This window comes from Marinomonas hwangdonensis (assembly GCF_003721245.1).
GTDB classification, from domain to species: domain Bacteria; phylum Pseudomonadota; class Gammaproteobacteria; order Pseudomonadales; family Marinomonadaceae; genus Marinomonas; species Marinomonas hwangdonensis.
In genome coordinates this window covers 62593-88514 of record NZ_RIZG01000003.1, presented here as the reverse complement: position 1 = coordinate 88514, position 25922 = coordinate 62593, and the positions used below count along the sequence as shown (strand labels likewise).

25 protein-coding genes are annotated in these 25922 nt (G+C 44.9%); 13 read left to right on the top strand and 12 right to left on the bottom strand.

Annotated elements, in window-relative coordinates; all coding sequences use genetic code 11:
* Positions 1 to 6: 6 nt before the first annotated feature.
* The 3 genes from EBI00_RS06015 to EBI00_RS06005 all read right to left on the bottom strand — a co-directional run bounded on the left by EBI00_RS06015 (position 7) and on the right by EBI00_RS06005 (position 3366).
* A complete protein-coding gene (locus EBI00_RS06015; protein WP_123095032.1) occupies positions 7 to 783 on the bottom strand; it encodes a TSUP family transporter in 777 nt (258 codons plus the stop codon).
* A gap of 113 nt (positions 784 to 896) precedes the next feature.
* Positions 897 to 2387 (bottom strand): glycerol-3-phosphate dehydrogenase, encoded by a 1491-nt coding sequence (glpD, locus tag EBI00_RS06010; RefSeq protein WP_123095031.1) that lies wholly within the window; start codon positions 2385 to 2387, stop codon positions 897 to 899.
* A 208-nt stretch (positions 2388 to 2595) separates the two neighbouring features.
* Complete coding sequence (locus EBI00_RS06005) at positions 2596 to 3366, bottom strand: DeoR/GlpR family transcriptional regulator (RefSeq protein WP_123095030.1); 771 nt, start codon at positions 3364 to 3366, stop codon at positions 2596 to 2598.
* Positions 3367 to 3523: 157 nt separating this feature from the next.
* On the opposite strand from EBI00_RS06005, the gene glpK reads away from it, so the two are divergent.
* Together glpK and EBI00_RS05995 are read left to right on the top strand one after the other, a co-directional pair.
* Entirely contained in the window at positions 3524 to 5008 is a 1485-nt protein-coding gene (gene glpK / locus EBI00_RS06000; RefSeq protein WP_123095029.1) for a glycerol kinase GlpK, read from the top strand.
* A 90-nt stretch (positions 5009 to 5098) separates the two neighbouring features.
* Positions 5099 to 5389, top strand: a complete 291-nt coding sequence (locus EBI00_RS05995; RefSeq protein ID WP_123095028.1) for a hypothetical protein — start codon at positions 5099 to 5101, stop codon at positions 5387 to 5389.
* 92 nt (positions 5390 to 5481) lie between these two features.
* Here EBI00_RS05995 and EBI00_RS05990 read toward each other — a convergent pair whose 3' ends face one another.
* The 3 genes from EBI00_RS05990 to EBI00_RS05980 form a co-directional block, all read right to left on the bottom strand.
* Entirely contained in the window at positions 5482 to 5997 is a 516-nt protein-coding gene (locus tag EBI00_RS05990; protein ID WP_123095027.1) for a DUF501 domain-containing protein, read from the bottom strand.
* A gap of 22 nt (positions 5998 to 6019) precedes the next feature.
* Positions 6020 to 6430 carry an energy transducer TonB gene (locus EBI00_RS05985; RefSeq protein ID WP_123095026.1) on the bottom strand — a complete coding sequence of 137 codons (411 nt, stop codon included), beginning with the start codon at positions 6428 to 6430 and terminating at the stop codon, positions 6020 to 6022.
* A 179-nt stretch (positions 6431 to 6609) separates the two neighbouring features.
* The gene (locus EBI00_RS05980; protein ID WP_123095025.1) at positions 6610 to 8019 is read right to left on the bottom strand and encodes an aminotransferase-like domain-containing protein; all 1410 of its coding nucleotides are present in this window, start codon (positions 8017 to 8019) and stop codon (positions 6610 to 6612) included.
* 262 nt (positions 8020 to 8281) lie between these two features.
* Here EBI00_RS05980 and EBI00_RS05975 point away from each other — a divergent pair, with 262 nt between their 5' ends.
* Both EBI00_RS05975 and EBI00_RS05970 read left to right on the top strand, forming a co-directional pair.
* On the top strand, positions 8282 to 10258 hold the full coding sequence (locus tag EBI00_RS05975) for a methyl-accepting chemotaxis protein (protein WP_123095024.1): 1977 nt from the start codon (positions 8282 to 8284) through the stop codon (positions 10256 to 10258).
* Positions 10259 to 10320: 62 nt separating this feature from the next.
* Positions 10321 to 10800, top strand: a complete 480-nt coding sequence (locus tag EBI00_RS05970; protein WP_123095023.1) for a peroxiredoxin — start codon at positions 10321 to 10323, stop codon at positions 10798 to 10800.
* A gap of 112 nt (positions 10801 to 10912) precedes the next feature.
* Here EBI00_RS05970 and EBI00_RS05965 read toward each other — a convergent pair whose 3' ends face one another.
* From EBI00_RS05965 to EBI00_RS05955, 3 genes are all read right to left on the bottom strand, one after another.
* Positions 10913 to 12181 (bottom strand): TRAP transporter large permease, encoded by a 1269-nt coding sequence (locus tag EBI00_RS05965; protein WP_174714895.1) that lies wholly within the window; start codon positions 12179 to 12181, stop codon positions 10913 to 10915.
* Between the two features lie 2 nt (positions 12182 to 12183).
* The gene (locus EBI00_RS05960) at positions 12184 to 12657 is read right to left on the bottom strand and encodes a TRAP transporter small permease (RefSeq protein ID WP_123095021.1); all 474 of its coding nucleotides are present in this window, start codon (positions 12655 to 12657) and stop codon (positions 12184 to 12186) included.
* An 85-nt stretch (positions 12658 to 12742) separates the two neighbouring features.
* The gene (locus EBI00_RS05955) at positions 12743 to 13756 is read right to left on the bottom strand and encodes a DctP family TRAP transporter solute-binding subunit (RefSeq protein WP_123095020.1); all 1014 of its coding nucleotides are present in this window, start codon (positions 13754 to 13756) and stop codon (positions 12743 to 12745) included.
* A gap of 644 nt (positions 13757 to 14400) precedes the next feature.
* On the opposite strand from EBI00_RS05955, the gene EBI00_RS05950 reads away from it, so the two are divergent.
* From EBI00_RS05950 to EBI00_RS05925, 6 genes are read left to right on the top strand one after another with little or no spacing between them, the layout of a single operon-like run.
* A complete protein-coding gene (locus EBI00_RS05950) occupies positions 14401 to 15408 on the top strand; it encodes an amidohydrolase family protein (protein WP_123095019.1) in 1008 nt (335 codons plus the stop codon).
* A gap of 30 nt (positions 15409 to 15438) precedes the next feature.
* Entirely contained in the window at positions 15439 to 16116 is a 678-nt protein-coding gene (locus tag EBI00_RS05945; RefSeq protein WP_123095018.1) for a 4-carboxy-4-hydroxy-2-oxoadipate aldolase/oxaloacetate decarboxylase, read from the top strand.
* Complete coding sequence (locus tag EBI00_RS05940) at positions 16109 to 17197, top strand: 4-oxalomesaconate tautomerase (protein ID WP_123095017.1); 1089 nt, start codon at positions 16109 to 16111, stop codon at positions 17195 to 17197. Before EBI00_RS05945 ends, EBI00_RS05940 begins: the two co-directional genes overlap by 8 nt.
* A 46-nt stretch (positions 17198 to 17243) precedes the next feature.
* A complete protein-coding gene (locus EBI00_RS05935; protein ID WP_123095016.1) occupies positions 17244 to 18116 on the top strand; it encodes an amidohydrolase family protein in 873 nt (290 codons plus the stop codon).
* A 45-nt stretch (positions 18117 to 18161) separates the two neighbouring features.
* Entirely contained in the window at positions 18162 to 18524 is a 363-nt protein-coding gene (locus tag EBI00_RS05930; protein WP_123095015.1) for a protocatechuate 4,5-dioxygenase subunit alpha, read from the top strand.
* A complete protein-coding gene (locus EBI00_RS05925) occupies positions 18524 to 19372 on the top strand; it encodes a class III extradiol dioxygenase family protein (protein WP_123095014.1) in 849 nt (282 codons plus the stop codon). Before EBI00_RS05930 ends, EBI00_RS05925 begins: the two co-directional genes overlap by 1 nt.
* Positions 19373 to 19459: 87 nt before the next feature.
* On the opposite strand, the gene EBI00_RS05920 is transcribed toward EBI00_RS05925, so the two are convergent.
* The 3 genes from EBI00_RS05920 to EBI00_RS05910 form a co-directional block, all read right to left on the bottom strand.
* Positions 19460 to 20440, bottom strand: a complete 981-nt coding sequence (locus tag EBI00_RS05920; protein WP_123095013.1) for an aldo/keto reductase — start codon at positions 20438 to 20440, stop codon at positions 19460 to 19462.
* 91 nt (positions 20441 to 20531) lie between these two features.
* The gene (locus EBI00_RS05915) at positions 20532 to 21479 is read right to left on the bottom strand and encodes a Gfo/Idh/MocA family oxidoreductase (protein WP_123095012.1); all 948 of its coding nucleotides are present in this window, start codon (positions 21477 to 21479) and stop codon (positions 20532 to 20534) included.
* 120 nt (positions 21480 to 21599) lie between these two features.
* Positions 21600 to 22814 carry a LysR family transcriptional regulator gene (locus EBI00_RS05910; protein WP_123095011.1) on the bottom strand — a complete coding sequence of 405 codons (1215 nt, stop codon included), beginning with the start codon at positions 22812 to 22814 and terminating at the stop codon, positions 21600 to 21602.
* A 326-nt stretch (positions 22815 to 23140) separates the two neighbouring features.
* On the opposite strand from EBI00_RS05910, the gene EBI00_RS05900 reads away from it, so the two are divergent.
* The 3 genes from EBI00_RS05900 to EBI00_RS05890 all read left to right on the top strand — a co-directional run bounded on the left by EBI00_RS05900 (position 23141) and on the right by EBI00_RS05890 (position 25872).
* On the top strand, positions 23141 to 23995 hold the full coding sequence (locus EBI00_RS05900; protein ID WP_123095009.1) for a shikimate dehydrogenase family protein: 855 nt from the start codon (positions 23141 to 23143) through the stop codon (positions 23993 to 23995).
* A gap of 150 nt (positions 23996 to 24145) precedes the next feature.
* The gene (locus EBI00_RS05895; protein WP_123095008.1) at positions 24146 to 24853 is read left to right on the top strand and encodes a GntR family transcriptional regulator; all 708 of its coding nucleotides are present in this window, start codon (positions 24146 to 24148) and stop codon (positions 24851 to 24853) included.
* A gap of 86 nt (positions 24854 to 24939) precedes the next feature.
* Entirely contained in the window at positions 24940 to 25872 is a 933-nt protein-coding gene (locus EBI00_RS05890; RefSeq protein WP_123095007.1) for an AEC family transporter, read from the top strand.
* Positions 25873 to 25922 lie beyond the last annotated feature (50 nt).

Genomic DNA, 25922 nt, shown 5'->3' with positions numbered 1-25922 from the left:
TGTGTATTAAGCCGAGCTATCAAGCAGCAGTTTAACGGACATGGCTAGGCACATAATAATGACCATGGGGCGAATAAGTTTTGCCCCTTTTGTGATGACAAGGCGAGAGCCAATTTGCGCACCAAACCATTGACCTATCCCCATTACAATGCCCAGGGCCCAGACCAAATGCCCGCCAAAAGCAAACATGGCTAAAGAGGCGAGGTTGCTGGTGGCGTTCAGTACTTTTGTATGGGCCGTGGCAGAAACTACCGTCATTCCCATTAGACACAAATACGCAGTGGAAAAGAAGGCGCCAGTGCCTGGGCCGATGAGCCCGTCGTAAAAGCCAATGCTAGTGCCAATGATAAGGGCAAACTGCACATGTGAGAGAGCTAATCGACTTGCTATATAAGGCTGAATTTTCGGTAAAAAGAAAAAAAAGATGGCCACCGCAATTAAGATAATAGGAATGGCTTTAAGCAGTACGCTGCTGTCTAAATAAGACACCAGCAAAGTGCCAATAACGGCCCCAATAGCGGTCATGGCAATGGGTAACCACATATCAGACAGTGTGACTTGGCCCTTTTTGATAAAATGATAAGACGCTGACACTGTGCCTGCGCAGCCTTGCAACTTATTCGTTGCCAGCGCTTCCGCTGGCGATAAACCTGCTGCTAATAGAACCGGCACCGTAATAAGGCCACCCCCTCCGGCAATTGCATCAATGGTGCCCGCTAAAAAAGCGGCCGCAAAGAGCAAAACATATACCCAAAGCGCGATATCGTAAAATACAAAGTCCATGATGTGCTGGTTCCTTGGGGTGGGGCTAAGAGGGGCTTAAGTAGACCAAAAAAAACCCACCTAGACAATGGCCTAGGTGGGTAAAAGGTAGGACTCATAGGGTGATACAAGACTTACTGAATATGGGATTGCACATAACTGTCTAGTGCATTTACCTGATCGGGTGTGAATTCAAGACCAAGCTTAGTGCGGCGCCATAATATGTCTTCTGCTGAATGGGCCCACTCATTGTGTATTAGGTGATCGACTTCCAGTTGATACAACTGATTGCCAAAATGCTGCCCAAGGTCGCTTTCTGAATTGGCTTTTTTCAGAAATGCATGGGACAAGTCGCCATAGCTGTTGGCGAAGCGGTGAGCCAAAGACGCGCCGATAAACGGATAGTCCTGTTGCAGTTTCATGGCGAACGCATCAAGTGACATACCGAGATTGCCACCGGGTAAAGGCTTGGAGTGCGTCCAAGGCGCGGCCAAATTATCAAAATACGGCTCTAATTTTGTCATAGCAGACAGTGCCAATTTACGGTACGTAGTGATTTTGCCACCAAAAATACTGAGCAGAGGTGCCTTGTTTTGCTGATCTTCCACATGCAACGTATAGTCCCTCGTCACAGCGGACGGGTCCGATGACTCGTCTTCCAGCAAGGGGCGGACACCAGAGTAGCTCCAGATCACATCGGCAGGCGTTAGGGTCTTTTTGAAGTGATCGTTCGTCACTTTCAAAATGTACTGGGTTTCTTCTTCAGAAATGGCAACCGCTTTAGGGTCACCCTTGTATTCCATGTCGGTTGTGCCTAACAGGGTATAATGTTCGCGGTAAGGAATCGCAAAAATGATCCGCTTGTCGGTATTCTGCATTATGAAAGAATTAGAATGCTGATAAAGCTTAGGCACCACTATGTGGCTGCCTTTGATCATACGAATGCCATACGGCGCTTTGCGTTCTAGCTTGGTTTCGATAAAAGATGATACCCAAGGTCCTGCTGCATTGACCAAGGCTTTTGCCGTGACCTCACGAGTTTCTTTGGTAAGTTGATCTTCTAAGCCTATAACCCATTGGTTATTAGAGCGTTTTGCAGAAACACAACGTGTTCTGGCAAATATTTCGGCTCCATCTCGCTGAGCGCTCAAGACGTTTGCAACTACTAGGCGTGCGTCGTCAACCCAGCAATCAGAGTATTCAAAGCCTTGTTTGATGTCTTCTTTGAGCGGGCTGTCGGCACCGTATTTAACGCCTTTTGATCCCATCAAGGTTTCGCGTTTGCCCAAATTGTCGTACAGGAACAAACCAATACGAATTAACCATGCAGGGCGGAGATGCGGGCGATGGGGCATCTGAAAGCGCATCGGTGTGACAAGATGCGGTGCAATCTTTAACAACACTTCACGTTCGTTCAGTGCTTCTTTGACAAGGCGAAATTCGTAATGTTCTAAATAGCGAAGGCCACCGTGGATCAATTTACTGCTTGATGACGAGGTTGCTTGTGCAAGATCCCCCATTTCACAGAGACCAACGCTAAGGCCTCGTCCTGCGGCATCGGCAGCAATACCGGCACCATTGATGCCGCCGCCAACGATAAATACGTCAAAATGGGATGGATTCATGTTAAGCCTCACGAAAGTATTGCAAATAGATTGTTCGAAAGTGAACATTTTTTTCAATACTAAACCTCTGTGTGGTGAATGACAACACAAATACGTGAAGAAATGCGCATTTTTTGGCTATTATTTGAACGTGCCGCTCTAAGTAAGGTTAGAGCGGGGTACGTCGTGGGCGGGAAGTTTGGGGGTTAGGTGTTTGCTTTAATCTTGGTTACTTAGGTGTGCAAAGCTCTAATCGTACTTCGTTTTCTTTCATTAATTTGATGATAGATTTAGGAGGGGGTAAGTCAGTGAACAGTCGATCCACTTGAGTAACATTGCCCAGTCGAACCACGGCATTACGCCCAAATTTGCCGCTGTCGGCCGCAAGAAACACCGTTCGAGAGTTGCTGATAATGCTTTGTGCAACGCGAACCTCACGGTAGTCGTAATCGAGTAATGAGCCATCATTGGGGTCTATGCCACTGATACCAATGATGCCAAAGTCGACACGAAATTGATTAATAAAATCGATAGTGGCTTCTCCCATGACGCCACCGTCACGAGATCGTACCGTGCCACCGGCGATAATCACGGTAAAGTCTTCTTTGGCGCTTAAAATCGCGGCGACATTTAAGTTGTTGGTAATAACCTGAAGCCCTTGGTGATTGAGTAAATGGCGTGCCACCGTTTCGGTTGTGGTGCCTATATTAATAAACAGCGACGCATTGTTGGGGATTTCGGCCGCGATGCGCTTGGCAATTTGCTCTTTGGCAGGCAGTTGTATGATTTGTCTTGTGGCGTACGCGACATTGGTGGTGCTGGAGTCAAAGCTGGCGCCACCATGGTGGCGGCGTATTTTGTCGGCTTTCGCTAACTCATTGATATCGCGGCGTATGGTTTGTGGTGTCACATCAAATTGACTGGCTAGTTCATCAATTGACACATAACCCTTTTCTTTTACTATGGCGACCATCTTATCTTTTCGAGAGAGTTGACCCATGGTTTTTCTTCCCCTAAAAAAGGTTACTACTTGCTAAGTATGTGCATATTAGTTTTAAATACATAATATTCGTATTCGAATGTATATGTTCAAAAAAACAAAACAACAATATAGGCTGCCCACTTTTGAGCGGCTGTGACTTCAAAGAGAATTCACTATGACGCATTATATTCTTGCTATCGATCAAGGCACCACCAGTTCTCGGGCGATTTTATTCGATACCAAAGGCACTCGAGTTGGGCAATCTCAACAAGAGTTTCCGCAGATTTTTCCAAATGACGGTTGGGTAGAGCATGACCCAGAAGATATTTGGACGTCTACCTTGTCTGTGTGTCGATCGGTCCTCAAGGATACAGGGATCAGCGCTGAAGAGATAGCAACCATAGGTATTACCAATCAAAGAGAGACCACCATACTGTGGGACACAGAGACGGGTAAGCCTGTATATAATGCGATTGTTTGGCAAGACAGACGCACCAGCGAATACTGTCAAACACTGAGCGATCAAGGGTTAAGTGAAAAGGTACAAGAAAAAACAGGATTACTGATAGACCCCTATTTTTCGGCCACCAAAATTCGTTGGATTTTAGACAATGTCGAAGGCGCTCGTGAGACAGCAAAAGCAGGACGATTGGCTTTTGGTACGGTAGACAGCTTTTTGTTGTGGCGTCTTACCAACGGAGAGTCTCACAAAACAGATGCGACGAATGCTGCACGTACTATGGCGTTTAATATTCATACTCAGCAATGGGACGATGAGCTGATTGCGTTATTGGATATTGGTGATGTGCTTTTCCCGGAAGTGATGGACTGTAGCGCTGACTTTGGCGTTATTGATGCGTCTTGGTTGGGCGCGGAAATTCCTGTTAACGGAATTGCAGGTGATCAGCAAGCCGCCCTTGTGGGCCAAGCTTGTTTTGCACCCGGTATGGTGAAAAGTACGTATGGCACGGGCTGCTTTCTGATTCTTAATACGGGTGACAAACCGATACGCTCTGACCATAAAATGCTTACTACCGTGGGATACCGCTTAAAGGGTGAAGTCACCTACGCCTTAGAAGGCAGTATTTTTGTGGCCGGTGCAGCGATCCAATGGTTAAGAGATGGCTTAAAGCTGTTTTCGGACGCCAAAGAAACGCAAAGTTTGGCGAAGCAAGCGCTAAACGATGATTCTGTGTATCTTGTGCCGGCTTTTACTGGGTTAGGTGCGCCATATTGGGACCCAGATGCACGCGGAGCCATGATAGGGCTCACACGGGATACCAGTGTGGCGGATATTGTGAGTGCGGGATTGCGTTCAGTGTGTTATCAAACCAAAGATCTGGTTGGCGCAATGGCACAAGATGGCGCCACGTTTAGCTCTTTACGGGTAGATGGTGGCATGGTTATCAATGACGTCATGGTGCAATTTTTGAGTGATGTGCTCGAAATAACCGTCGAAAGACCCCTAGTGACAGAAACAACCGCATTAGGAGCGGCGTTTTTAGCAGGATTGCAGGTGGGTCTATTTCAATCTTTAGAGGAAATCGAGCAGCTATGGACAGCCGATAAGAGCTTTGAACCCTCTATGGAAAAAGGCACGGGCGATAAATTGTATAAGGGGTGGCAAAAAGCCGTTGATCGAGTACGTACTAGAGCATAGTGATTACGTTTTGCTACAACCAGCATCTTGTATGAAAGGGCAAATACCGCTAAGTTTGATGCATTGTATTTTCTTTAAAGGGTATTAACGATGTCAAAGCAGTTTGCCGAAGTGCAAGAAGACGATTTTATGAAGTTCGGCGGTGAGCGCCCAAGCTATTTAGCCATCGAAGATGCTCTTATGAGTCTAGGCGGCCATGGTGTAGCGGGTAACAATTTCAAAAACGAGATGGTGAAGCTTGCTGGCTGGACCGGAGGGGCATTAACCACTTATGCACAGCGTGCTGCGGTTGCCAAAGCCGCGTTTAATCGTATCCGTGAAGAGCTTCCTAAGGTATCGACACCAGATGAGCTAAGAGCCGCTCTCAAGAAACCTAAGTAAGGCCTTGATAGAGACGCCCACGTTTTGTCACTGGACGCTCATGAAGAAAAAAGGGAAAGCGTGCTAACGTTTTCCCTTTTTTTGTCTGGATTCTATTCAGCGTCAGCAATGGCTTTTATGCCATACTCTTCGTCAAGAATGCGACCTATGACATTGTCACCCGCTAAATGGTGAGCGTATTGCATGTGTAAACAGCGCACCTTATCCCAGTTGGCGATACCGCCTATTCCTAATGTATCAAATAAAGGCTTAAAGCCTTTTTCTTCAATAATGGCTTTGTGTTCGTCGCTCATCACATCCCAGCGTCGTGCGATGTAGTCACGGTGAGAGGCATGGTGAGCCGCTTTAAGGCTTTCATCTTCCTGAATACGTTGTTCAAGCTCTTTGACAACGCCATGGCTTTCAATTTTGGCTAACGCTTTGTCAATGGCTTTACTGGATAGCCAATACAGCGTGGGAAAAGGCTGGTCAAATACCCAGGTTTCCATTTCTAGCACCTGCGGGGTGCCATTGGGTGAATAGTGGGCGATGGCATTGATGCCGCTAGGTGCACGACCAAGTTGTGCAGTAATAACGTCGATATCACGTTGTGAAAGAGTGGTTTTCATAAAATCTTATATTAAATAGGAATTAAAGTGTAAATGCAGGAAAGCTGGCAGCAAATTTTTGTATCCATTCGCCTGCGGCTTCGTTGTAATTAAGGCGTCGGCCTTCGTGTTTTGCTTGGCGTCGATAATGTTCTATCTGGGAGAGTTGTTCAATCATGCGAACGCAGTAGCATTCTTCTTCGGTAGGAAACTCAATGGCAATGTGGTAACCGTCATTGTGTTTTTTGCACCAGGCGATGCGGCCAGAAACACAAAAATTGGGGTCTATCTCTTCCAGTGTGATTCTAACCGAGCGGCCGCGATCGAAAGGTCGAAGGGTGACGTAAGTAATACCGACAAACCCCACCCTTGCTTCGCTAATCGAAGGAAAGGGCTGATCTTCTATTAGCGTAATGTCTAACGGAAGGTCTTTTGGGTGTTCAACAAATTCCATCGCAACAAACCAGCTACTGTTTAGATATTGATATTATCGGCCAAGAAGGCAGAGTGTTTAAAAAAGAATGCGAATTGTACGCTTTTTGTTCGGTCTGTACAGACGGATTTTAAGATACTAGTTCTGTACTTCATAACTTTTACCTATATAAAATCGACCAACTCATTGGACAAGGCGCGTTACTTGCCTATTTGGCACAACTGGCCAAGCGTCTTTAGGGCGGCGTCGGTTTTATTATCCCAATTTAGCGCATAGTTAAGCCGAAAGTGATGATGAAATTGACCCGTTAAGCTAAACGCTAACCCTGGCAGTATCCCTATGTCATTGTCTAGGGCTTGTGCGTGAAGTGCCATGGCATCGACGGTTTTAGGCAAGGTTACCCACAACAAAAACCCCCCATTCGGGTTTGAGGTTTGGGTTCCTTTGGGAAAATGCTCGGCAATCAATGATTGACACCGAGCCAGATTGTCTTGGTAAGTTAGGCGTGTTTTTCTGAGGTGTCGATCGTAGGCGCCATTTTCTAAAAAATTGGCAATCGCCGTCTGTGTGAGAGTCGGAATGGCCAAAGACTGCACATAGGCATAATGTTCGATCTTGTCTTGAAAGCGGCCACCGACGATCCAGCCGATGCGAAACCCAGGTGCAATGCTTTTGGAGAATGAGCTGCAGTAAATCACAGTGTTGTGTTTATCGTCAGCTTTGAGTGCGCGTTCACGTTTATCCCGATAGCTGAGTTCGCCGTACACATCATCTTCAATAAGTGTAAAACCAAATGCTAATGACAGACCGATGATTCTCTGTCGAGCTTGGTAGCTTAGGGTTGCGCCAACGGGATTCTGATTGTTGGGGGTGACTACACACGCTTTGATAGGCCATTTTTTAGCGGCTTTTTCCAATAAATCTAAGTCCATGCCAGCATCGGCTGAACAAGGTATCTCGATGGCTTTTAACTTCAGTACTTCAATGGCTTGCAGCACCCCATGATAAGTGGGGCTTTCAATCGCAATGGTATCACCGGCTTGGGCGACGGCCTGTAAAGACAGCATGATGGCATTTTGGCAACCAAGGGTAATGGTAATGTCATCAGGTTGCAGCTGACAGCCACTGTCTAGCATGCGAATGGCAATCTGGCGACGCAAATTGGGTGAGCCAGGTGTAAACTCGTAGGCCGCGCAAATTTCAGGTTCCAAGCGCATTAAACGCCCAACAGAACGTTGCAATTGTCTGATAGGCAAAAATTGACTATTGGGTATAGCCGCACCAAACTGAATAATATTGTCGTCTTGTGACACATGTAGCAAACGACGCAACATGGTATGGGTCGATACCTCGTTGACAGTAGGTGTTATTTTCAATGCCTCGGCGTGCAGCAGCTTGTGTTCTTGAACGAAATAGCCTTTTTGCGGACGTGCTTTGATCACACCTCGATCTTCAAGCAAGCTGTAGGCTTGAAGCACGGTGGCAACACTGACGTTCATTTGCTTGCTGGATTTGCGCACCGAAGGAATCTTTGCGCCTGGCAAAAAAATGCCTTCATGAACTTGCTGTTCAATTTGGTTGGCAATTTTTTCGTATAAGGGGCATTCCATAGAGTGAGTGTCGAATCAATAAATAGAGAACGAATTTACCAGATTGGTGAGATGAAAGGAATCAGCCGCAAATGAATCGACATGCTCAGGTGAGTATGTGAAACTCTTTTTCTATAAGATTTCGTTATAAACACCAGAGACTATGCAAAGAGACGGTTAAAGTCAGCAAAATGTTATATTCATGCATTAAACTCAGCTAAACTTGAGTATCTGGTCGAAATTACACGCTGGCACCAAGAATAATTTATTGTAGAGGTCCGTTATGTCGCTGTCTGTTATACAAAGAATTTTGCTTGGCTTTGGGGTTTTACTCGTGCTGTTACTCATAACGGCAGCTTCGGGTTTTATTGGTATTAAACAAATAGAAGACCGTATGAATGTGGTGACAGGCGAAGTCGCAGACATTTCAACGTCTAGCAATGCGTTAAAAGATGAGTTGGGCTTAGCCAATGCGGCCGTGTTGCAATATTTGTTAAGTCAATCACCTGATGCGCTAGGCAGTTTGTCGGAGCGTTTTCAAATCCATAAAAACCAATTTTCTGACGTGTCTTCACAGCTGTCGCGGCAGCTAGAAAATCATCCTGCAATGCGACAAGAATTGGGCGACATTACCGATGAAGTCGCGCGTTTTTTTGATTATACCGACGTTGCCTTTGCCAACCATAAAACGATGTTAGAGCTGCAGTCAGCGATTCCTTTTGACAAGCTCGACTTAAATGATGCAATCGCTTTTGCCTATGACGATCTCGAAATGCTGGTCGCAGACGGTAATACGCCAGAAATACAATTCGCTGCTTCCTTTATGCAAAGCCAAATAGATAATTTACGTTTGACGGTATATGACTATTTAGACACCAGTGATTTGAACAGCCTTCAGACCTTGCGCGATTCGATGCAGGCAATTGTGGTGACTTTGAGAGACCGCCAATCCTATCTTGATAATGGCAGTATTAATGCGCTACTGGATGAGATCGAAATAGGAGTATCGGACGAGAATGGTGTAGCCGCGAAACATTACGATAACACGCGTCTTAAACAAGCCTCTGAAGTTCTGGCGAAGCAATTATCAGACAGTATGGCATCCATAAACGAATCGGTTAGTGTGCTCTTAGCGAATGCTCAAACGATGGCGGTGGACGCAAAACAGGAAGCGAAAGAAGCAGCTACCTTGTCTGTCTATCTGTCCGGTATTATTTTGGCGGTTTCCGTGCTTATTGCAGTGATTGTGGCCTTGTGGGTCAGTCGCAGCATACGTTTACCACTTAATGAAGTTATGTCTGTTCTAGGGAAGATCTCAGAAGGCGACTTTACCCAGCGCAGCAAGGTGAACTCAAAAGACGAGTTTGGTGAGTTGTCTAAATGGGTTAATAATCTAGTTGGTAAGCTGCAGTCCGTTATGTCTGACATTGACCAGTCGGCTAACGAGGTTGCAGGATCGGCGCAAAGCAATGCTCGACGTGCCAGTGATGCTAAGCGTTTAGTATTGTCACAGAACGAAAGAACCACGGAAGTGGCTTCGTCAATGGGAGAAATGGCCGCGACGGTCAATCAAGTAGCGAAAAGTTCTGAAGTGATTTTGCATCAGATTCAGTTGGTGGATCAGAGATCCAGCCAGAATAGAATACAAATGGATGCCAATATCCAAAAAATTGAACATCTATTGGCGCAGATTGAAAACGCGACGCTTGTTGTCAATCAGCTCAATGAGTATTCACAAAGTATCGGCCGAATCCTAGAAGTGATTCAAGAGATTGCTGAGCAGACCAATTTACTGGCCTTGAACGCAGCAATCGAGGCGGCTCGTGCGGGAGAGCAAGGTCGTGGTTTTGCCGTAGTAGCTGACGAGGTAAGAACCCTAGCGACGCGAACGCATACTTCGACAGAAGAGATACAAAGGGTGATTGATCAACTGCAAAGTGGTGTGACAAAAACCGTGAGTAGCATGGAGGTTAGTCGAACCAGCGCGACAGCGAGTGCGGAAGAAGCCCGTTCAGTTGGCTTGTCTTTGGCGGAAATGCAGCACAGCATGATAGAGATTCGCGATCTAAGTACACAAATTGCGACCGCAGCCGAAGAACAATCTGCCGTGGCACAAGAGATTAATCAAAACGTGATGGACATATCGCGAATGTCAGATGAAGCCACGCAGAGCGCTGAGCAGAGTGAAAAAGACAGCGCAGGCTTATCTACCTTGTCTTCTCGTCAGAAAGCACTGCTGAGCCAATTTAAAATTGTTTGATGGCGTTTTTGCATTGGCTTGCGTTAGTATAATATTCCGTCATTTTTTGGAGATGCGTAGATATGTCGATTCTTGCTGGTGATATGCTGCCTTACGGTACATTTCAAGTGATGGGCGAAGAAGGCCCTGAAACGGTTGATGTGATTGAATTTTTTTCTGGTAAAACGGTATTGATGTTTGCCGTGCCGGGTGCCTTTACACCGACCTGTAGTGCCAGCCATTTGCCAGGTTATGTTGTTCACCTTGACGCATTGAAAGAAAAAGGCATTGATGAGGTGGTGTGTTTGTCGGTCAATGATGTTTTCGTTATGCATGCATGGGGAAAAGCTAATAACGCGGAACACCTCACTATGGCAGCGGATGGATTGGCCGAGTTTACCCATTCGATGGGGCTTGAACTGGATATTTCAGCCGCCAAAATGGGCGTTCGCAGCCGTCGTTACGCCATGCTAGTCACTAATGGCATTGTTCAACAGTTGTGGTTGGACGAACCTGGTGAGTTCCGAGTGAGTTCAGCTGAACACGTATTGTCACAGTTATAGGTGTTGATTCCGCCTTTCTTTGGGCAAACATAGTTTTAGACATAAAAAAACGACGTAATCTACGTCGTTTTTTATGTCTACACTGTACTGTCATACAGCGATTCCCCCGTTACTAATAGCCAAATAAACGAGGTAGAAAAGTTACTGTGCTTGGTATAAAAGTAATAACGACTAAGACAAATAACTGTATTAAAAAGAACGGGAATATTTGTCGAGAAATAGCCGCAATACCGACATTTGCAATGGAATTTGAAACAAATAAACAAATGCCCATTGGAGGGGTAATAAGGCCAATCATCAGGTTAAAGATCACCACAATGCCAAAATGTACTGGGTCGATGCCTAAGCTCATAGCAATAGGGTGCAGAATAGGCAGTAATATCAGCATGGCAGCGATCCCTTCAAGAAAGACACCTACCACCAGTAAAATCCCCATCACTAAGACAAGAAACATCCAAGGGCTGGAGACATGCTCTAACACCATCAAACTAATCGTCTGCGGTACTCTTGAAAACGTCAGCAGCCAGTTTGCAGCGGCTACCACAGCAATGATTATCAAGATCACAGAAGAGTCACGCATCGCTCTGATAAAAATACGAGGCAAGTTCGATAACTTCAAACTCTTAAGAATAAACATACCTGCTAAAAGGGCGTAAGCAGCGGCAAACGCAGCCGCTTCAGTGGGTGTTACAATGCCTGTTAGTATTGAACCGACAATGAAAATAGGCATGAACAGCGGAATTAATGCCTCAACAAAACACTTCCAGCGTTCTTTTGCTGAGAGTTTGGCTTTTAATGGCGCGTAATGACCCGCAAAAAAATAAACGTAAATGGACAGACCAACAGCCAAAAAAAGTCCTGGCGTGACCCCAGCAAGGAACAGTGCAGGGACAGAGACGCCTGTGGTGATTAAGGCATATATAATGACGGGAATGCTGGGTGGAATCATTGGGCCGATAACCGATGATGCAGCTGTTAGCGCTGCTGCAAAAGACCGTGGATAGCCTTCTTTTTCCATGGTGGGAATAAAAACCCGCCCAAGTGCCGATGTGTCCGCCACAGCAGAACCAGACAGCCCCGCAAAAATCACCGACGCCCAAATGTTGACGTGAGCAAGTCCTGCTTTCATATGTCCCACTAACGCATTAGCGAAATTAATAATACGTCTTGTAATACCGCTCTCGTTCATCAGTTCGCCAGCTAAAACAAACAGTGGAATGGCCAGAATAGAAAAAGAGTCTAAGCCGCTAAAAATACGTTGAGCGACGAGACTGACATTGAAAGGTAACGTATAGACATGACCAACAACGCCTAATAAGATCGCAAAAGCGATGGGGCTACCAATGATTAAAAGAACAATAAGAATTCCGATACCTAGCATGATTATTGTCCTTGCGATACGGTTTTAGGTTGGAAGTAATGGACGAGACGTATGAGAGCAGCGATAACAAGACAGACACCACCAATGACCATTGCAACTTGAAAATAGTACATTTGAATGCCTGTGCCGGGGGCCTGTATAGCGCCTCGTTTCATCATGAACAGATAACCAGAATAAGCAATGAAGCCGCCACTAATAAGGGCAACTGTGTCCGAAATACCATGTAAATAATGACGAGCCTTAGCGCCAACCAGATCTTCTAGGAAGGTGAAGCGAATATGAATGCCTTCTAAATAACACAATGCCATTCCAAACATAGTGCCATAGATCATGGCGTATTTTGCGACTTCTTCACTCCATTGTATGGGTGAATTAAATAAGTAACGACTCAGGCTGCTGGCTAATACAACGCCAAAGATAATGAGTAGTGAGGTGCCAGTTAATATTGCAAGAGTATTTTTGTAGAGGCGCTTCATGGTGAGCTTTCCGGATTGTGACAAAAGAAAAACAATCGAAAGCCGTTGAAAAAGGCTCTCGATTGCCTGTTTTTAAGTGCAGAGTTTATTTTGAGTTGCTAGCGACTTTTACAGACATTTGAGCGCGCTCGATCCACTCTGGCTGTACTTCACCTTTTAACCAGTTGATGACTGCTGGTTGCGCGATATCGCGAAACATAGCCATTTGAGCTGGTGTTGGTGTGGTGATTTGCATACCGTTTGCAGCAAGCGATTTTAGACCTTTTGCAGAGTTAAATTGCTGTACCGCACGGCCAAGTGTTCCTGCAACTTTTGCAGCACGATCAATAATGGCACGGTCTTCATCGCTCAATGATTGATAAAGATCTTCATTGATTAGTAGGAAGTCTGTGCCATAAACATGGCCATCTAGTGTTAGGTATTTTTGGAACTCATAGAATTTGTTCGCTTCGATTACACTAACTGGGTTTTCTTGCCCGTCGACAACGCCTGTTGTTAATGCTGATGGTACTTCAGGCCATGCGATTGGTGTAGGCTCGGCCCCAAGTGCTTTTACCATCTCAACGTACAATGGCAATGTTTGAACACGGATTTTTAGGCCTTTTAAATCTTTTGGTTCAGCAACAGGGCGTTTTGAGTTTGTGAAGTTACGGAAGCCTGTTTCACCATAAGACAGCGTTCGAAGTCCACTTGCTTTTAAACAATGTTCTGACAGTGCCTTACCAAACTCACCATCTAACACTTCCCAAGCAACAGGTGCTGATGGAAAAAGATAAGGAATTTCGAGTACGGCGGCTTCTTTACATACTTTTGCAAAGGCCCCAGACACCATAGTCATGCTTAACATTCCTTCTTGAGTGGATTGCACTAGATCGGTTTCACCACCAAGCTGGCTGGAAGGATAGACATTGACGGCAATACGGCCGCCAGATTCGGCTTCTACCAAGTTTTTGAACACTTCCGTGGCAGCGCCTTTTTTGGATGTGGTCCACTCTTGAGGATCTACATGTCCTATGGTTAGTGTAAGATCTGCCGCACTAACGCTGCTGATTGCACCAGCGGCCAGTAAACCCAGAGTGATTTTTTTTGTTAGATTCATTTTTACGTCTCCAAATTTGGGGCTACAGCGTCCCAGTTATATTATTTTTGTATTTTCCACCTCACTAATTCGTTAGGCGGGCTGTTCGGTATGGCTGATTTAACATTATTAAGGTGTAAATAATATAGGATCATTTCAAAAATACCCTATATTTTTTCCTTAACTCGCACAACGTATATAATGTTACTTAGGTTTAAACACATGCCCTGATGTTGGGGGTGTCGTCGATCTGCTTTGCTAAGCAGGGTATCCAAAATGTCGTAATTTTTATATTTTTAGAAATGAATTTTTAATGCCTATTGTATATCAAAAAAGGAATACGAAAATTATGTCAAGACACTTTTTTCTAAAAACCCTTTATATATCAATCTTATAATGCGATTTTCAATCAATGGGAATGGTATGTAGAGGAAGTGTGAGCAAAATTAAACGTTTACATGAATGGAAATTTATCTTGCCTTAAAATTGAGCTATCTCAAAATGCAATACCCTTTCGGCTAAATTGAAATAGCCAAACTTCCTGCAGAAAAGAATACTCTGACTAGATTAAGGTGACGTGATCTTCTGAGTTCTTTCCTCTCTTCTGATCCGCTGTTTTTGCCTTACCACCGTTTGTTACTTAAATAAGAATAGAGAGATGTAGCATGATTATAGATTGCCACGGACATTATACGACTACGCCAGCAGGCGTGGGTGAGTACCGCGATAAACAAAAAGCTCAGGTTGCTAAAGATCCCGCTTTTGTTGGTGAAAAAGGTAAAGTTATTGTTTCGGATGACGAAATTCGCGACAGCATTATCAATAATCAGCTGCGTTTACAGCAAGAGCGTGGCACTGACTTAACTATTTTCTCTCCCCGTGCTAGTTGGATGGGACACCATATTGGTAATGAATACACTAGCCAATACTGGACAGAACATCAGAACGATTTGATTCGCCGTGTTTGTGACTTGTTTCCTGAGAACTTTGCACCAGTTGCGCAATTGCCGCAATCTCCTGGTGTTGATCCAGGCAAGTCTGTTGCTGAGATCGTTCGTACGGTTGAAGAAATGGGCTTTATTGGTATCAACTTGAACCCAGATCCAAGCGGCGGTTACTGGCAAGATAAGTCTCTCGGTGATCGCTCTTTCTATCCTATCTATGAAAAAATGTGCGAATACGACATTCCTGCGATGATCCATGTAAGCGCGGCATGTAACGATTGTTTCCACACCACTGGCTCTCATTATTTGGGCGCAGATACCACTGGCTTTCAGCAATTGATGATGTCCGATGTTTTTAAAGATTTCCCGGAGCTAAAAATCATTATCCCTCATGGCGGCGGTGCTGTTCCTTATCATTGGGGACGTTTCCGTGGAATGGCGCAAGATCAAGGTTTTGACCTTGCTGAGCGCGTGTTGAATAACATCTACTTTGATACCTGTGTTTATCATCAGCGTGGTATTGATCTACTTCTTGATATTATTCCTACTAAGAACATTTTGTTTGCTTCTGAAATGATTGGTGCGGTACGCGGTATTGACCCAGAATCTGGTCACTATTTTGACGATACAAAACGTTATATCGACAACAACACCGTGTTATCCGCGGAGCAGAAACAAGCTATCTTTGAAGACAATGCTCGTAGCGTTTTTTCTAGATTAAAGGCGTAAGGCTAACGATTAAAGGGATAGGAAAGCATCATGCGAAACAATGTAGTAGTACAAAATATTGAACGAGCTGACCAAGCTGTCATTGACGGTTTGGCCGAATGCGGTGTAGCGACCATTCATGAATCTCAAGGTCGTGTTGGTTTATTGGCACATTACATGCGCCCAATCCAAATGGATAAAACCATTGCGGGGTCTGCGGTCACTATTTCTGGTGCGGCGGGCGATAACTGGATGATGCATGTTGCCATTGAGCAATGTAAAGCAGGGGATGTGATGGTGTTTGCGCCAACGTCTCCTTCCAATCATGGTTTTTTTGGTGATCTGTTAGCAACATCTGCTCAGTCTCGTGGCGTGGTGGGTTTGATTATCGAGGGCGGTGTTCGTGATACTCGTGACCTACGTGAAATGAATTTTCCTGTTTGGTCAAAAGCGGTGTTTGCAGAAGGGACGATTAAAGAAACCGTCGGTTCTGTTAACGTGCCTATGGTTTGCGCGGATGCCTTGGTTAACCCAGGTGATGTGATTGTAGCCGACGATGACGGTGTGGTTGTTGTGCGTCGTGAGAATGCGGCTGAAGTGTTGGAATTATCTCGTAAGCGTATGGCGAATGAAGAGTCAAAACGCGTACGAATGGCGAATGGCGAATTGGGCTTAGACATTTATGAAATGCGTCCACGTCTAAAAGAGAAAGGTCTAAAGTATGTCTAAACATTCTGGCGTCATAAAAAGTGCGCCATGTATGTGGATGCGTGGCGGTACGTCAAAAGGTGCTTACTTCTTAGCCGCAGATTTGCCGAATGATGTTGATGCTCGTGCGCAGTTTTTATTGCGCGTAATGGGATCGCCAGATGAACGTCAGATCGACGGCATCGGTGGAGCAGATCCGCTGGCATCAAAAGTCGCCGTGGTGAAAAAGTCTGAACGTGACGATGCCGATGTAGACTATTTATTCTTGCAGGTGTTTGTTGATCAAGCGATTGTGACCGATGCGCAAAACTGCGGCAATATTCTAGCTGGTATTGCACCGTTTGCGATTGAACGAGGCTTGGTTGAGGCCAAAGAAGGCGAAACCTCTGTACGTATTTTTATGGAGAATACCGGCCAAATCGCGGTAGCGCGTGTCGCGATAAAAGACGGTGAAGTGCAGTACGAAGGCGATTCTCGTATTGATGGTGTGCCCGGTTTTTCTGCTGCAGTGCCGATCGTTTTCCAAGACACCGCTGGATCAAGCTGTGGTGCTTTGTTGCCAACGGGTAATGTAGTCGATGTGATTGATGGCATTGAAGTAACCTGCATCGATAACGGTATGCCTGTTGTTATCATGCGTGCTGTTGATATGGGTATTACGGGTACAGAATCTCGTGAGGAGCTTGAAGCCAATGACGAACTGCGTGCGAAGCTAGAATCTATTCGCTTAAAAGTTGGCCCTATGATGAATTTGGGTGACGTGAAAGAAAAATCTGTTCCTAAAATGACCATGGTGAGTGCAGCGACGAATGGCGGTGCTATCTCTACTCGTACTTTTATTCCTCATCGTTGCCATGCATCGATTGGCGTATTGGGTGCGGTGAGTGTGGCGACAGCAGCCGTTCTGAAAGGCTCGCCTGCTAATGAAGTCGCAAGTTATCAGGCAAGCGCTCGTATGACTTTGGATGTTGAACATCCGATTGGCGCGATGACCGTGATTTTAGATCAACAAGAAAACGGCGATGTAGGTTCTGCGGCTATTTTACGTACCGCGAGAAAGTTATTTGATGGGCTGGTATTTGCTCATAGTAACGGTCTTTAATTCGCTGGTTTTTTTAGCATAACGAATTTTTTAAAGGTATTTGAACATGATGGACAAAGATTATATTCCATTTCATCCTGCTCCAAGCAAACCCGCTTTTAAAGCACCAGCGGGTGCAGTCGATGCGCATTGTCACGTTTTTGGTCCAGCGGATAAGTTCCCGTACCATCCAAAACGCAAATACACGCCTTGCGATGCGTCAAAAGAACAGTTGTTTGCCTTGCGTGATCATCTAGGTTTTTTTCGTAATGTGATTGTTCAGGCATCTTGTCATAGTACCGATAACTCGGCTTTGGTCGATGCGCTAGAAACAGCAGGTGATTTGGCTCGTGGCGTGGCGTTTGTTGATGATTCTATCACTCACGAAGAAATCGAAAAAATGCATGCTGTGGGCATTCGTGGTGTGCGTTTTAACTTTGTGAAACGTCTTGTTGATAGTACTCCGAGAGAAGTATTTTTCTCGATTGCAGATAAGATTCGTCCTTTCGGTTGGCACATTGTGGTGTACTTTGAAGCAGCAGATCTAGAAGATTTGATTCCTTTCTTGAAAGAATTGAATACAACGATTGTTGTCGATCATATGGGAACACCAAATGTTGCCAATGGTGTGGATCATCCAGACTTCCAACGTTTTGTTAACTTCATGGCGGATAATGACAATGTTTGGTGCAAGGTAAGTTGCCCTGAGCGTTTAACACAGCACGCGCCTGATTATTCTGATGTCTATCCTTTTGCCCGCACGTTGGTGGAAAAATTTTCTGATCGTGTATTGTGGGGAACGGATTGGCCGCATCCGAACATGAAAGTAGAAGCGCCAAATGATGGTCACCTTGTAGATGTGATTCCTCATATCGCGCCAACGCCTGAGCTACAGCAAGCCTTGTTGGTGGATAACCCTATGCGGCTTTACTGGTCATAGCTTTCCAGCTTAATGACGAATAAATACAATAAACAGAGGTGCGTTATGACGGTCAAAGATCCAACCCAGCCTGTACCAGGAACCTATCTTTTTGATGGTAAAATGGCCAAAAAAGGCTACGGGTTAAACAAAATGTGTTTCTCTTTCAATGAGCAAGCGGCTCGGGATGAGTTCAATCAAGACCCAGATGCTTACTGTGCGAAGTTCGGCTTAACCGACAGACAGATCAACGCCATTCATGAAAGAGACATTATTGGCTTGTTACAGGAAGGTGGCAGTATTTACTACGTGGCGAAATTTGCGGGATTGTTAAAACTGAATATGCAGGACATTGGTGCGATTCAAACAGGCATGACAGTAGATGAATTCAAAGCCATGTTGGTTAGACGTGGTTCAGGAGAAGAATAATGGCGACTATTATCGGTGCAGTAACAACCTCACATATTCCAGCAATCGCTAATGCCATGGCGAATAAACTTGAAGAAACCCCGTATTGGAAGCCTTTCTTTGATGGCTATCCGCCAGTACGTAAATGGTTAAATGAAAAAAAACCGGACGTGATTGTATTGTTCTATAACGATCATGGTTTAGAGTTTTTTATCGATAAAAAACCGACGTTTGCCATTGGCGTAGCAGATGAATACCACAATTCAGACGAAGGTTGGGGGATTGCGACCATTCCGCCCGTCACCGGGGAATCAGAGCTGTCTTGGCATATTGCTAACAGCCTAGTGGAAGATGGCTTTGATATGACCATTTGCCAAGAGATGAAAGTGGACCACGGCTTGACCGTACCCTTGAGTTTAATGTGGCCGGGGAATGATTACGGACATGTTAAAGTCATCCCCGTTTGCATTAATTGCGAGCAGCACCCCATGCCACAGCCAAAACGCTGTTATGCACTAGGCCAAGCCATTGGTAAAGCGATTGAGTCTTTTGACTCTGACATGACGGTTGCTATCTTTGGGACTGGTGGCTTGTCTCATCAGTTGGATGGCGAAGCCGCTGGTACGCTTAACCGCAAATTTGACCTTGAATGCATGGATAAGCTGGTGGCGTGTCCAGAAGAATTAACTCAATACTCTAATTTAGATTTGGTTAAAATCGGTGGCGCCCAGACCGTAGAGTTAAACATGTGGATCGCCATGCGCGGTGTATTACGGGGCAAAGTCACTGAGTTGCACTGCAATTATCATGCGCCTATTTCAAATACAGGAGCGGGGTTGTTATTGCTTGAGCATGAAATGCCCGAATAACACTCTCTTTGAACAGTCCCATCTTTGGTAAAGAAAAGCCATACTGATTAGACAGTATGGCTTTTTTATTGGGTGCAATATCACTCTTTAAAATTCTTCTGTGTCTATTTCCGCTTGTTGCGCTGTTGTGTAGCGTGTGCCGTGGACATTGTGTTGATTGATCATCTCATCTAGCAGGCTGACTTGTTTGGCATCCAGCTTTAATTGCGCTGCTTCAAGATTGTCTTTCATATGATTAATCGAACGAGTACCCGGAATGGGGACAATATTTTTGTCTTTTGCGTTAAGCCAAGCCAATGCTAGCTGAGACGGTGTGCAGCCGATGTCTTTCGCAAGGGCAAAGTAGTCGTTTAATAAGGCAAGATTGTTAGGATAATGCTCGGCGTTAAAGCGTGGCATGTTATTGCGAATATCTTTGGCTTCCAAATCAGCAACGTCTTTTAATGTGCCGGTTAAGAATCCGCGTGCTAATGGGCTGAAAGCAACAAAGGTAATGCCGAGTTTCTTACAGGCTTCTAACACGGCGATTTCTGGGTTACGTGTCCATAAAGAGTATTCGGACTGAATCGCAGTAATGGGAAATTCGTTGTGAGCACGGGTTAATGTCTCAGCAGATACTTCGGATAAACCAACGGCGCCTATTTTGCCTTCTTTCACTAACTCACCCAAAGCTCCTACGCTTTCTTCGATGGGCACATTGAAGTCTAAGCGATGTAAATAATACAAATCGATATGGTCTGTTTGCAGGCGTTTTAAGCTGTCTTCACACTGCTTGCGGATATTTTCTGGTCGGCCGTTAATCTCTTTTTTGCCATCGACCATGGCCATACCACATTTGCTGGCGAGGAATAACTCATCACGGCGATCTTTTAGTGCTTTACCGACCAAGAGTTCATTATTTCCGCCGCCATAAAGCGTTGCAGTATCAAAATGGCGATAACCCATTTCAAAGGCGTGATGAAGGGCTTTTATGGCTTGCTCTTCTGCAACCGGTGAGCCATAAGCATGGGATAAATTCATGCAGCCGAGGCCGATGTTTGGATGGGTTAAATAAGGGGGTTTTGGCATAACAATATCCTTAATAAAACAGGGAGCCGAAGCTCCCCATTTGAGTGTTATTGAGTCACTTTAAAGTATTGTCACTTTAGAGTATTGCGGTTTAGTCTTCTAGACATTCTTCTAAGCGATGAAGGGTTTCCATGGCGTCAATGGCTTGGGTGACACAAGCGTTCGGTGCACGACCTTCCTGAATCGCGGCAATGAACTCACGGTCTTGTAGCTCAATGCCGTTATTTGACACCGCCACACCAGAGAGATCAATCTTGCTCTCGCTGCCGTCAAATAGATCGTCGTAACGTGCTATATAAGTTCCATTATCGCAAATATAACGGAAGAAAGTGCCGAATGGACCGTCGTTATTGAAGGACAAAGATAGCGTACAGATTGCACCATTAGGCACTTTCATGCCGATGCTCATGTCCATGGCAATGCCAAGTTCAGGGTGAATCGGACCTTGAAGTGCTTGAATCTTGCTTGCTGTTTCGCCCGTTTGGTATTGGAACAAATCCACTGTGTGGCAAGCATGGTGCCATAGTAGATGGTCAGTCCAAGAACGCGCTTTGCCAAGGGCGTTTTTGTTTGAACGGCGGAAGAAGTAAGTTTGCACGTCCATTTGTTGAACGGTTAATTCGCCCGCCATGATTTTGTTGTGAATCCACTGATGGGATGGATTAAAACGGCGAGTGTGACCTGCCATCGCCACTAGACCTGTTTTCTTTTGTACTTCAACCACTTTGCGAGCGTCTTCGAAGTTATCTGCCATGGGGATTTCAGACATCACATGTTTGCCTGCTTCAAGGCATTGAATGGTTTGCGCCGCGTGCATTTGAGTCGGGGTCGCTAGAATAACAGCGTCCACGTCGTCACGAGCCAAACTCTCGGCTAGATCTGTAGTGTAATGAGGTACGCCGCGTTCTTGCGCGAACGCTTTGATGGCGTCTAGTTTGGTGCCAACCACAGAAACAACCTCTGCGCCTTCAATGGCCGCAATGGCGTCCATGTGTTTCATGCCAAAAGCGCCTGAGGCACCAGCGATACAAATTCTCATGAGTTGGCTCCTGTTTTTATAGGTGAATAATAGCCATCAAATCTAGCACTCGATATTGTTTTGGGATAATCCATAAACTGCCTCTGCTATTCATTTTTTGCAATAGTCCCGACATTAAGGCTAGCGAAAATGCTCAGCCATCTCTCTCAACAAACTCAGAAAATGTGTCTGGGTAAGCGTTGGAAGCCAGCTTTTTCGCACACAAAGGCCAATAGGTCTACGTGTATGCTCCAACGGAAAATCGAGTACATTCAATAATTCAATATTAATTTCCCGCTCGACCTGATGGGCTGAAATTAATGTTAAACGATCACTTTCGATCAATAATTCACGAATCAAAATCTGTGAACTGGATTCAACCAATCGAGTGGGCAAGGGGATTCCTGCGTCATTAAAAATATTTTCAAATGCTTGGCGAGTCGGGGTGCCTTTGGCAGGAACCACCCAAGAAAACTCGGCCAGTTCTTTGGCGCTCACCGGATGCTTGCCCGTTAAGGGGTGATCTTTACGAGCAACCACCGACAAAGGCGGAGACCAGAGCTCTTCTTGGACCACATCGTCAGATGGGGAAGGGTAGCGTAGCGCGCCTAAAATAATATCGATATCGCCTTGGCGTAGGTGATGCAGTAAATCGGCATAAGGGCCTTCCGTTACATTGATATTTACATCAGGGTGACGTTCGTTAAACTGCAAAATCGACTTAGGCAAAATAGTCATACGCGCCAACGGCATACTGCCAATCGTAATGGTACTGACATCTTTGTACTGTAATGCGTTGATCTCATAAATACCTTGGCGCAGCTCACCAAAAGCCAGTTTGGTGGCTTTTGATAAAGTTTGTGCGGCTTTAGTCGCGCTGGTGCCTAGGCTGTTTTTTTCAAATAACACCACCCCAAGTAAGCGCTCTAAGTCCCGTGCCGCACGGTGTACCGAAGACTGAGATACTGCCAAATTACGACTGGCAATGCTGAAGTTTTGCGCTTCACTGACCGCCACGAGCGCCCTCAGTTGAGTGGTGCTGATCATCGCAATCAGGTTTTTTTGCACTCGCTCTTTTGGTACGTTGTCTTTGACGACGTCCAGAGTGGCGGTTTGAATATAGTCGATCGCGCGGTACACCCTTTTTTGCCACACCTCACCGGATGCTGTGGGATACATGCCATCGGAATGACGCTCAAAGAGCGGTGCGTCCAGCAATGATTCTAATTTGGCAATGGCTTGTGTAATGGCAGGCTGTGACAGAAAAATATGTTCTGACGCTCTAGTGATGCTTTTAAACTCGGCAACCGCCAGAAAAACGCGTAAATGCCTTAGGTTGGGAATGGCAATTTCCATAAGGCCTCCTTAATAATTATTTATACAGACTATATCAAAAATGAATATCAAATAAACTAAGATTAATAACTTGTTCTCTCTATTTCCTCCTGTTTTAACGAATAGAGACTTCCAAAGATGGCTTTGTTATTTTTTTGCACGTTAGAGCGACTAAGAAAGATTGATATGATTTTTCCAATCAAAATACAGGTCAAATTGTCATACAACAAACCATGGGTTTTGGTATACGCTTCGTTCATCTTTGAAAAAGGAGGTGTTTTTATCCTTTATGACTCAATTATTAGCGTATTAACATTCTTTTTTGGAATACGTTGGAGGCAATTACAATGTTACATTTAGGTCTAATTGGTCAGGCTATTGCCGCTTCTCGATCTCCTTCTTTACACATGATGTTGGGTGAACTAAAGCAGTTGCCAGTGGATTACCAGTTGCAGGTGCCTGAAGACGATACGGCGGAATCTTTTAATGCCAAGCTTGCTGAAATTCGTGCCTTAGGTTTTGTCGGCACGAACGTTACTTTTCCTTATAAACAAATCGCCATCGACAGCGCAGACGAAGTAAATGACGCGGTGAAGAAAGTCGGTGCGAGTAACACCTTGTTGCTAAAAGACGGCAAAGTGTGTGCTTTTAATACCGATTACACTGGCTTTATTCGTGGTTACAAAGGTCGAGTCGGGGATTTACCAGCAGGTAAAGTATTGATGATTGGTGCTGGTGGAGTGGGGCGTGCGATTGGTTTTGCCTTGTTTGAAGTGGGTGCGACAGAAGTGTTGGTCACTGATTTGAGTGAACGCAGCGCACAGTCTTTGGTTGATGCTATTAATGAAGCTGGCTACAAGGCGCGTGTTGTTGTCAAAGAAGACATTGCAGAAGCGGCCGCTGAAGTGGATGGATTGGTAAACTGTACACCTGTAGGTCATTTGAAAAGTCCAGGCATGCCCCTAGCGGCAGAGTTGATTCAAGAGCAAAAATGGGCGTTTGATGCAGTTTACACTCCAATGGATACAGAGTTTTTGACAGAAGCCAATAAAAAAGGTCTGCAAATTGTGTCAGGCTTTGATTTATTCTTTTATCAAGGTATCGATGCGTTCGAAATTTTCACCGGTCAGGAAGTAACGGATGTGAAACCTGTTTGGGATCAGTTCCTTGAAAAATACAATGTCGTGAGTTCGTTGATTTAGAAGGTCTAGCCTTTATAGAATGAATTAGAGGGAAAGGCGCCAAATGGCGTCTTTTTATCATTTATTCTATGGGGCTCAGCAACGCAGATATCTTTGCTCGTGATATAGTGCCGAAGTCTTACAAAAAATAAAAGGTCCTTTGAATTTTCTATGATTAACTCCGATGACCGTAAATTGGTTGGGCAATCTGTCTATGAACAACTGCGTTCAGATATCGTGACAGGAAAGCTTTCACCCGGTGAAAAGCTTAAATTAAACGCTCTACGAATCCGTTACAGTGCCAGTGTGAATACCTTGCGTGAAACCTTGATGCGCTTAGTATCAGACGGTTTTGTGTTATTCGTTGATCAAAAAGGTTTTACGGTAAAACCTGTTTCTACGGCTGATTTGCTTGAATTATTAGAGCTGCGACAGATGTTAGAACTGTCGGCGGTGCGTAAATCCATGGAAAATAAAACGGGTCAAATGGAATGGAAATCGGCTTTGATCAGTGCGCATTTTCGTTTGAACTGTGTTGAAAAGCTGATGATGGAAGATGAAGGTAGTCATGTTCAGGCGTGGGAAAAAGCCGACCGAGATTTTCACGTTACCATGGTGTCTCATTGTGGTTCTCAGCAGCTTATTCGCTATCATGCTTCGGTGATTGAACTTTACATGCGTTATCAGGTGTTAGCGTTGCACCGTCGGCCATTTCGCGGGCAAGCATCCGTAGAAGAGCACCAAAAGTTGCTTCAACACCTTCTTGATGATGAAACAGAGTCTGTATTAGCTATTTTATATTCGCATATTCAAAAAGGCTTGTTCTTACCGGACTCTGAAAAAACACCATTAGAAATGAAATCTAAAGCCATCGCTTAATACTCATCTATCAGGGTATTTTAACCAATGAAAAACACAGAACCCTAACGTCAATCTACTGCATATAACCAAGAGGGTACCGTGACATGGAAGCCGTAATCAGCATCATCGCTCCGATCTTTTTTCTGATCTTCATAGGCTTTCTTAGTGTTCGTTACTCTGTTCTTCCTCAAGCGGCGATACTCGGCTTAAGTCGCTTTGTTTTATACCTTGCTATGCCTGCGTTGATCTTTATAAAGCTATCCAGTATGGCTCTAAATGAAGTCCTGCATTTTGACTATCTTGCCGTGTATGCCGCGAGTGGTCTAGCGACCTTTCTTATTACTGTGTTACTGAGCTGGCGATTACTTAAAAGTGGTTTGGTGGATGCTGGTGTGAGAGGCGTTGGGGCGACTATGTCAAACAGCGCTTTTATTGGCTTTCCTGTCTTATTGCAGTTTTTTGATTACCCTTTGACTCAGGCCTTTGTGATGGCATTGATGGTCGAAAATATTATTCTATTACCGGTTGGCTTAATTTTTATCGAAACCATGCTGGGTAAGAAAGAAAGTACTGGGCAAAGCCTACTTATGACCGTTCTAAAGCGTATTTCAACAAATCCGCTATTAATTGCCTTGGTCGTAGGGTTAGTATTTTCTGTGTTTGAATTGCGTTTGCCGAGCTTTATAGGCAAAGGGTTTGATTTGTTGGCAACAGCAGCTTCCTCGGTGGCTTTGATTGTTATTGGTGGATCTTTGGTTGGTGTGACAATTAAAGGTCAATGGGCGCCTATTTTACTCGTGGCGGTTGGCAAGTTGGTCTTATTTCCGGTGATTGTCACCTTGCTCTTATTACTGACACCCACTATGCCAAACGAATTAAAAATTGCATTGGTAATTTTTGCGTCGGTATCCATGTTCAGTTCTTATCCCATAATATGTGGGGAATATGGATCGCGCAGCTTCTGTGCGAGTACTTTGCTAATTACTACTGTGTTGTCATTTTTTACCTTAAGTGTCTTGCTGCGCTTTGTTGTATGAAAATATGGCAATGTGATTGATTGAATATTTACACTGATTTATAGGAGAAA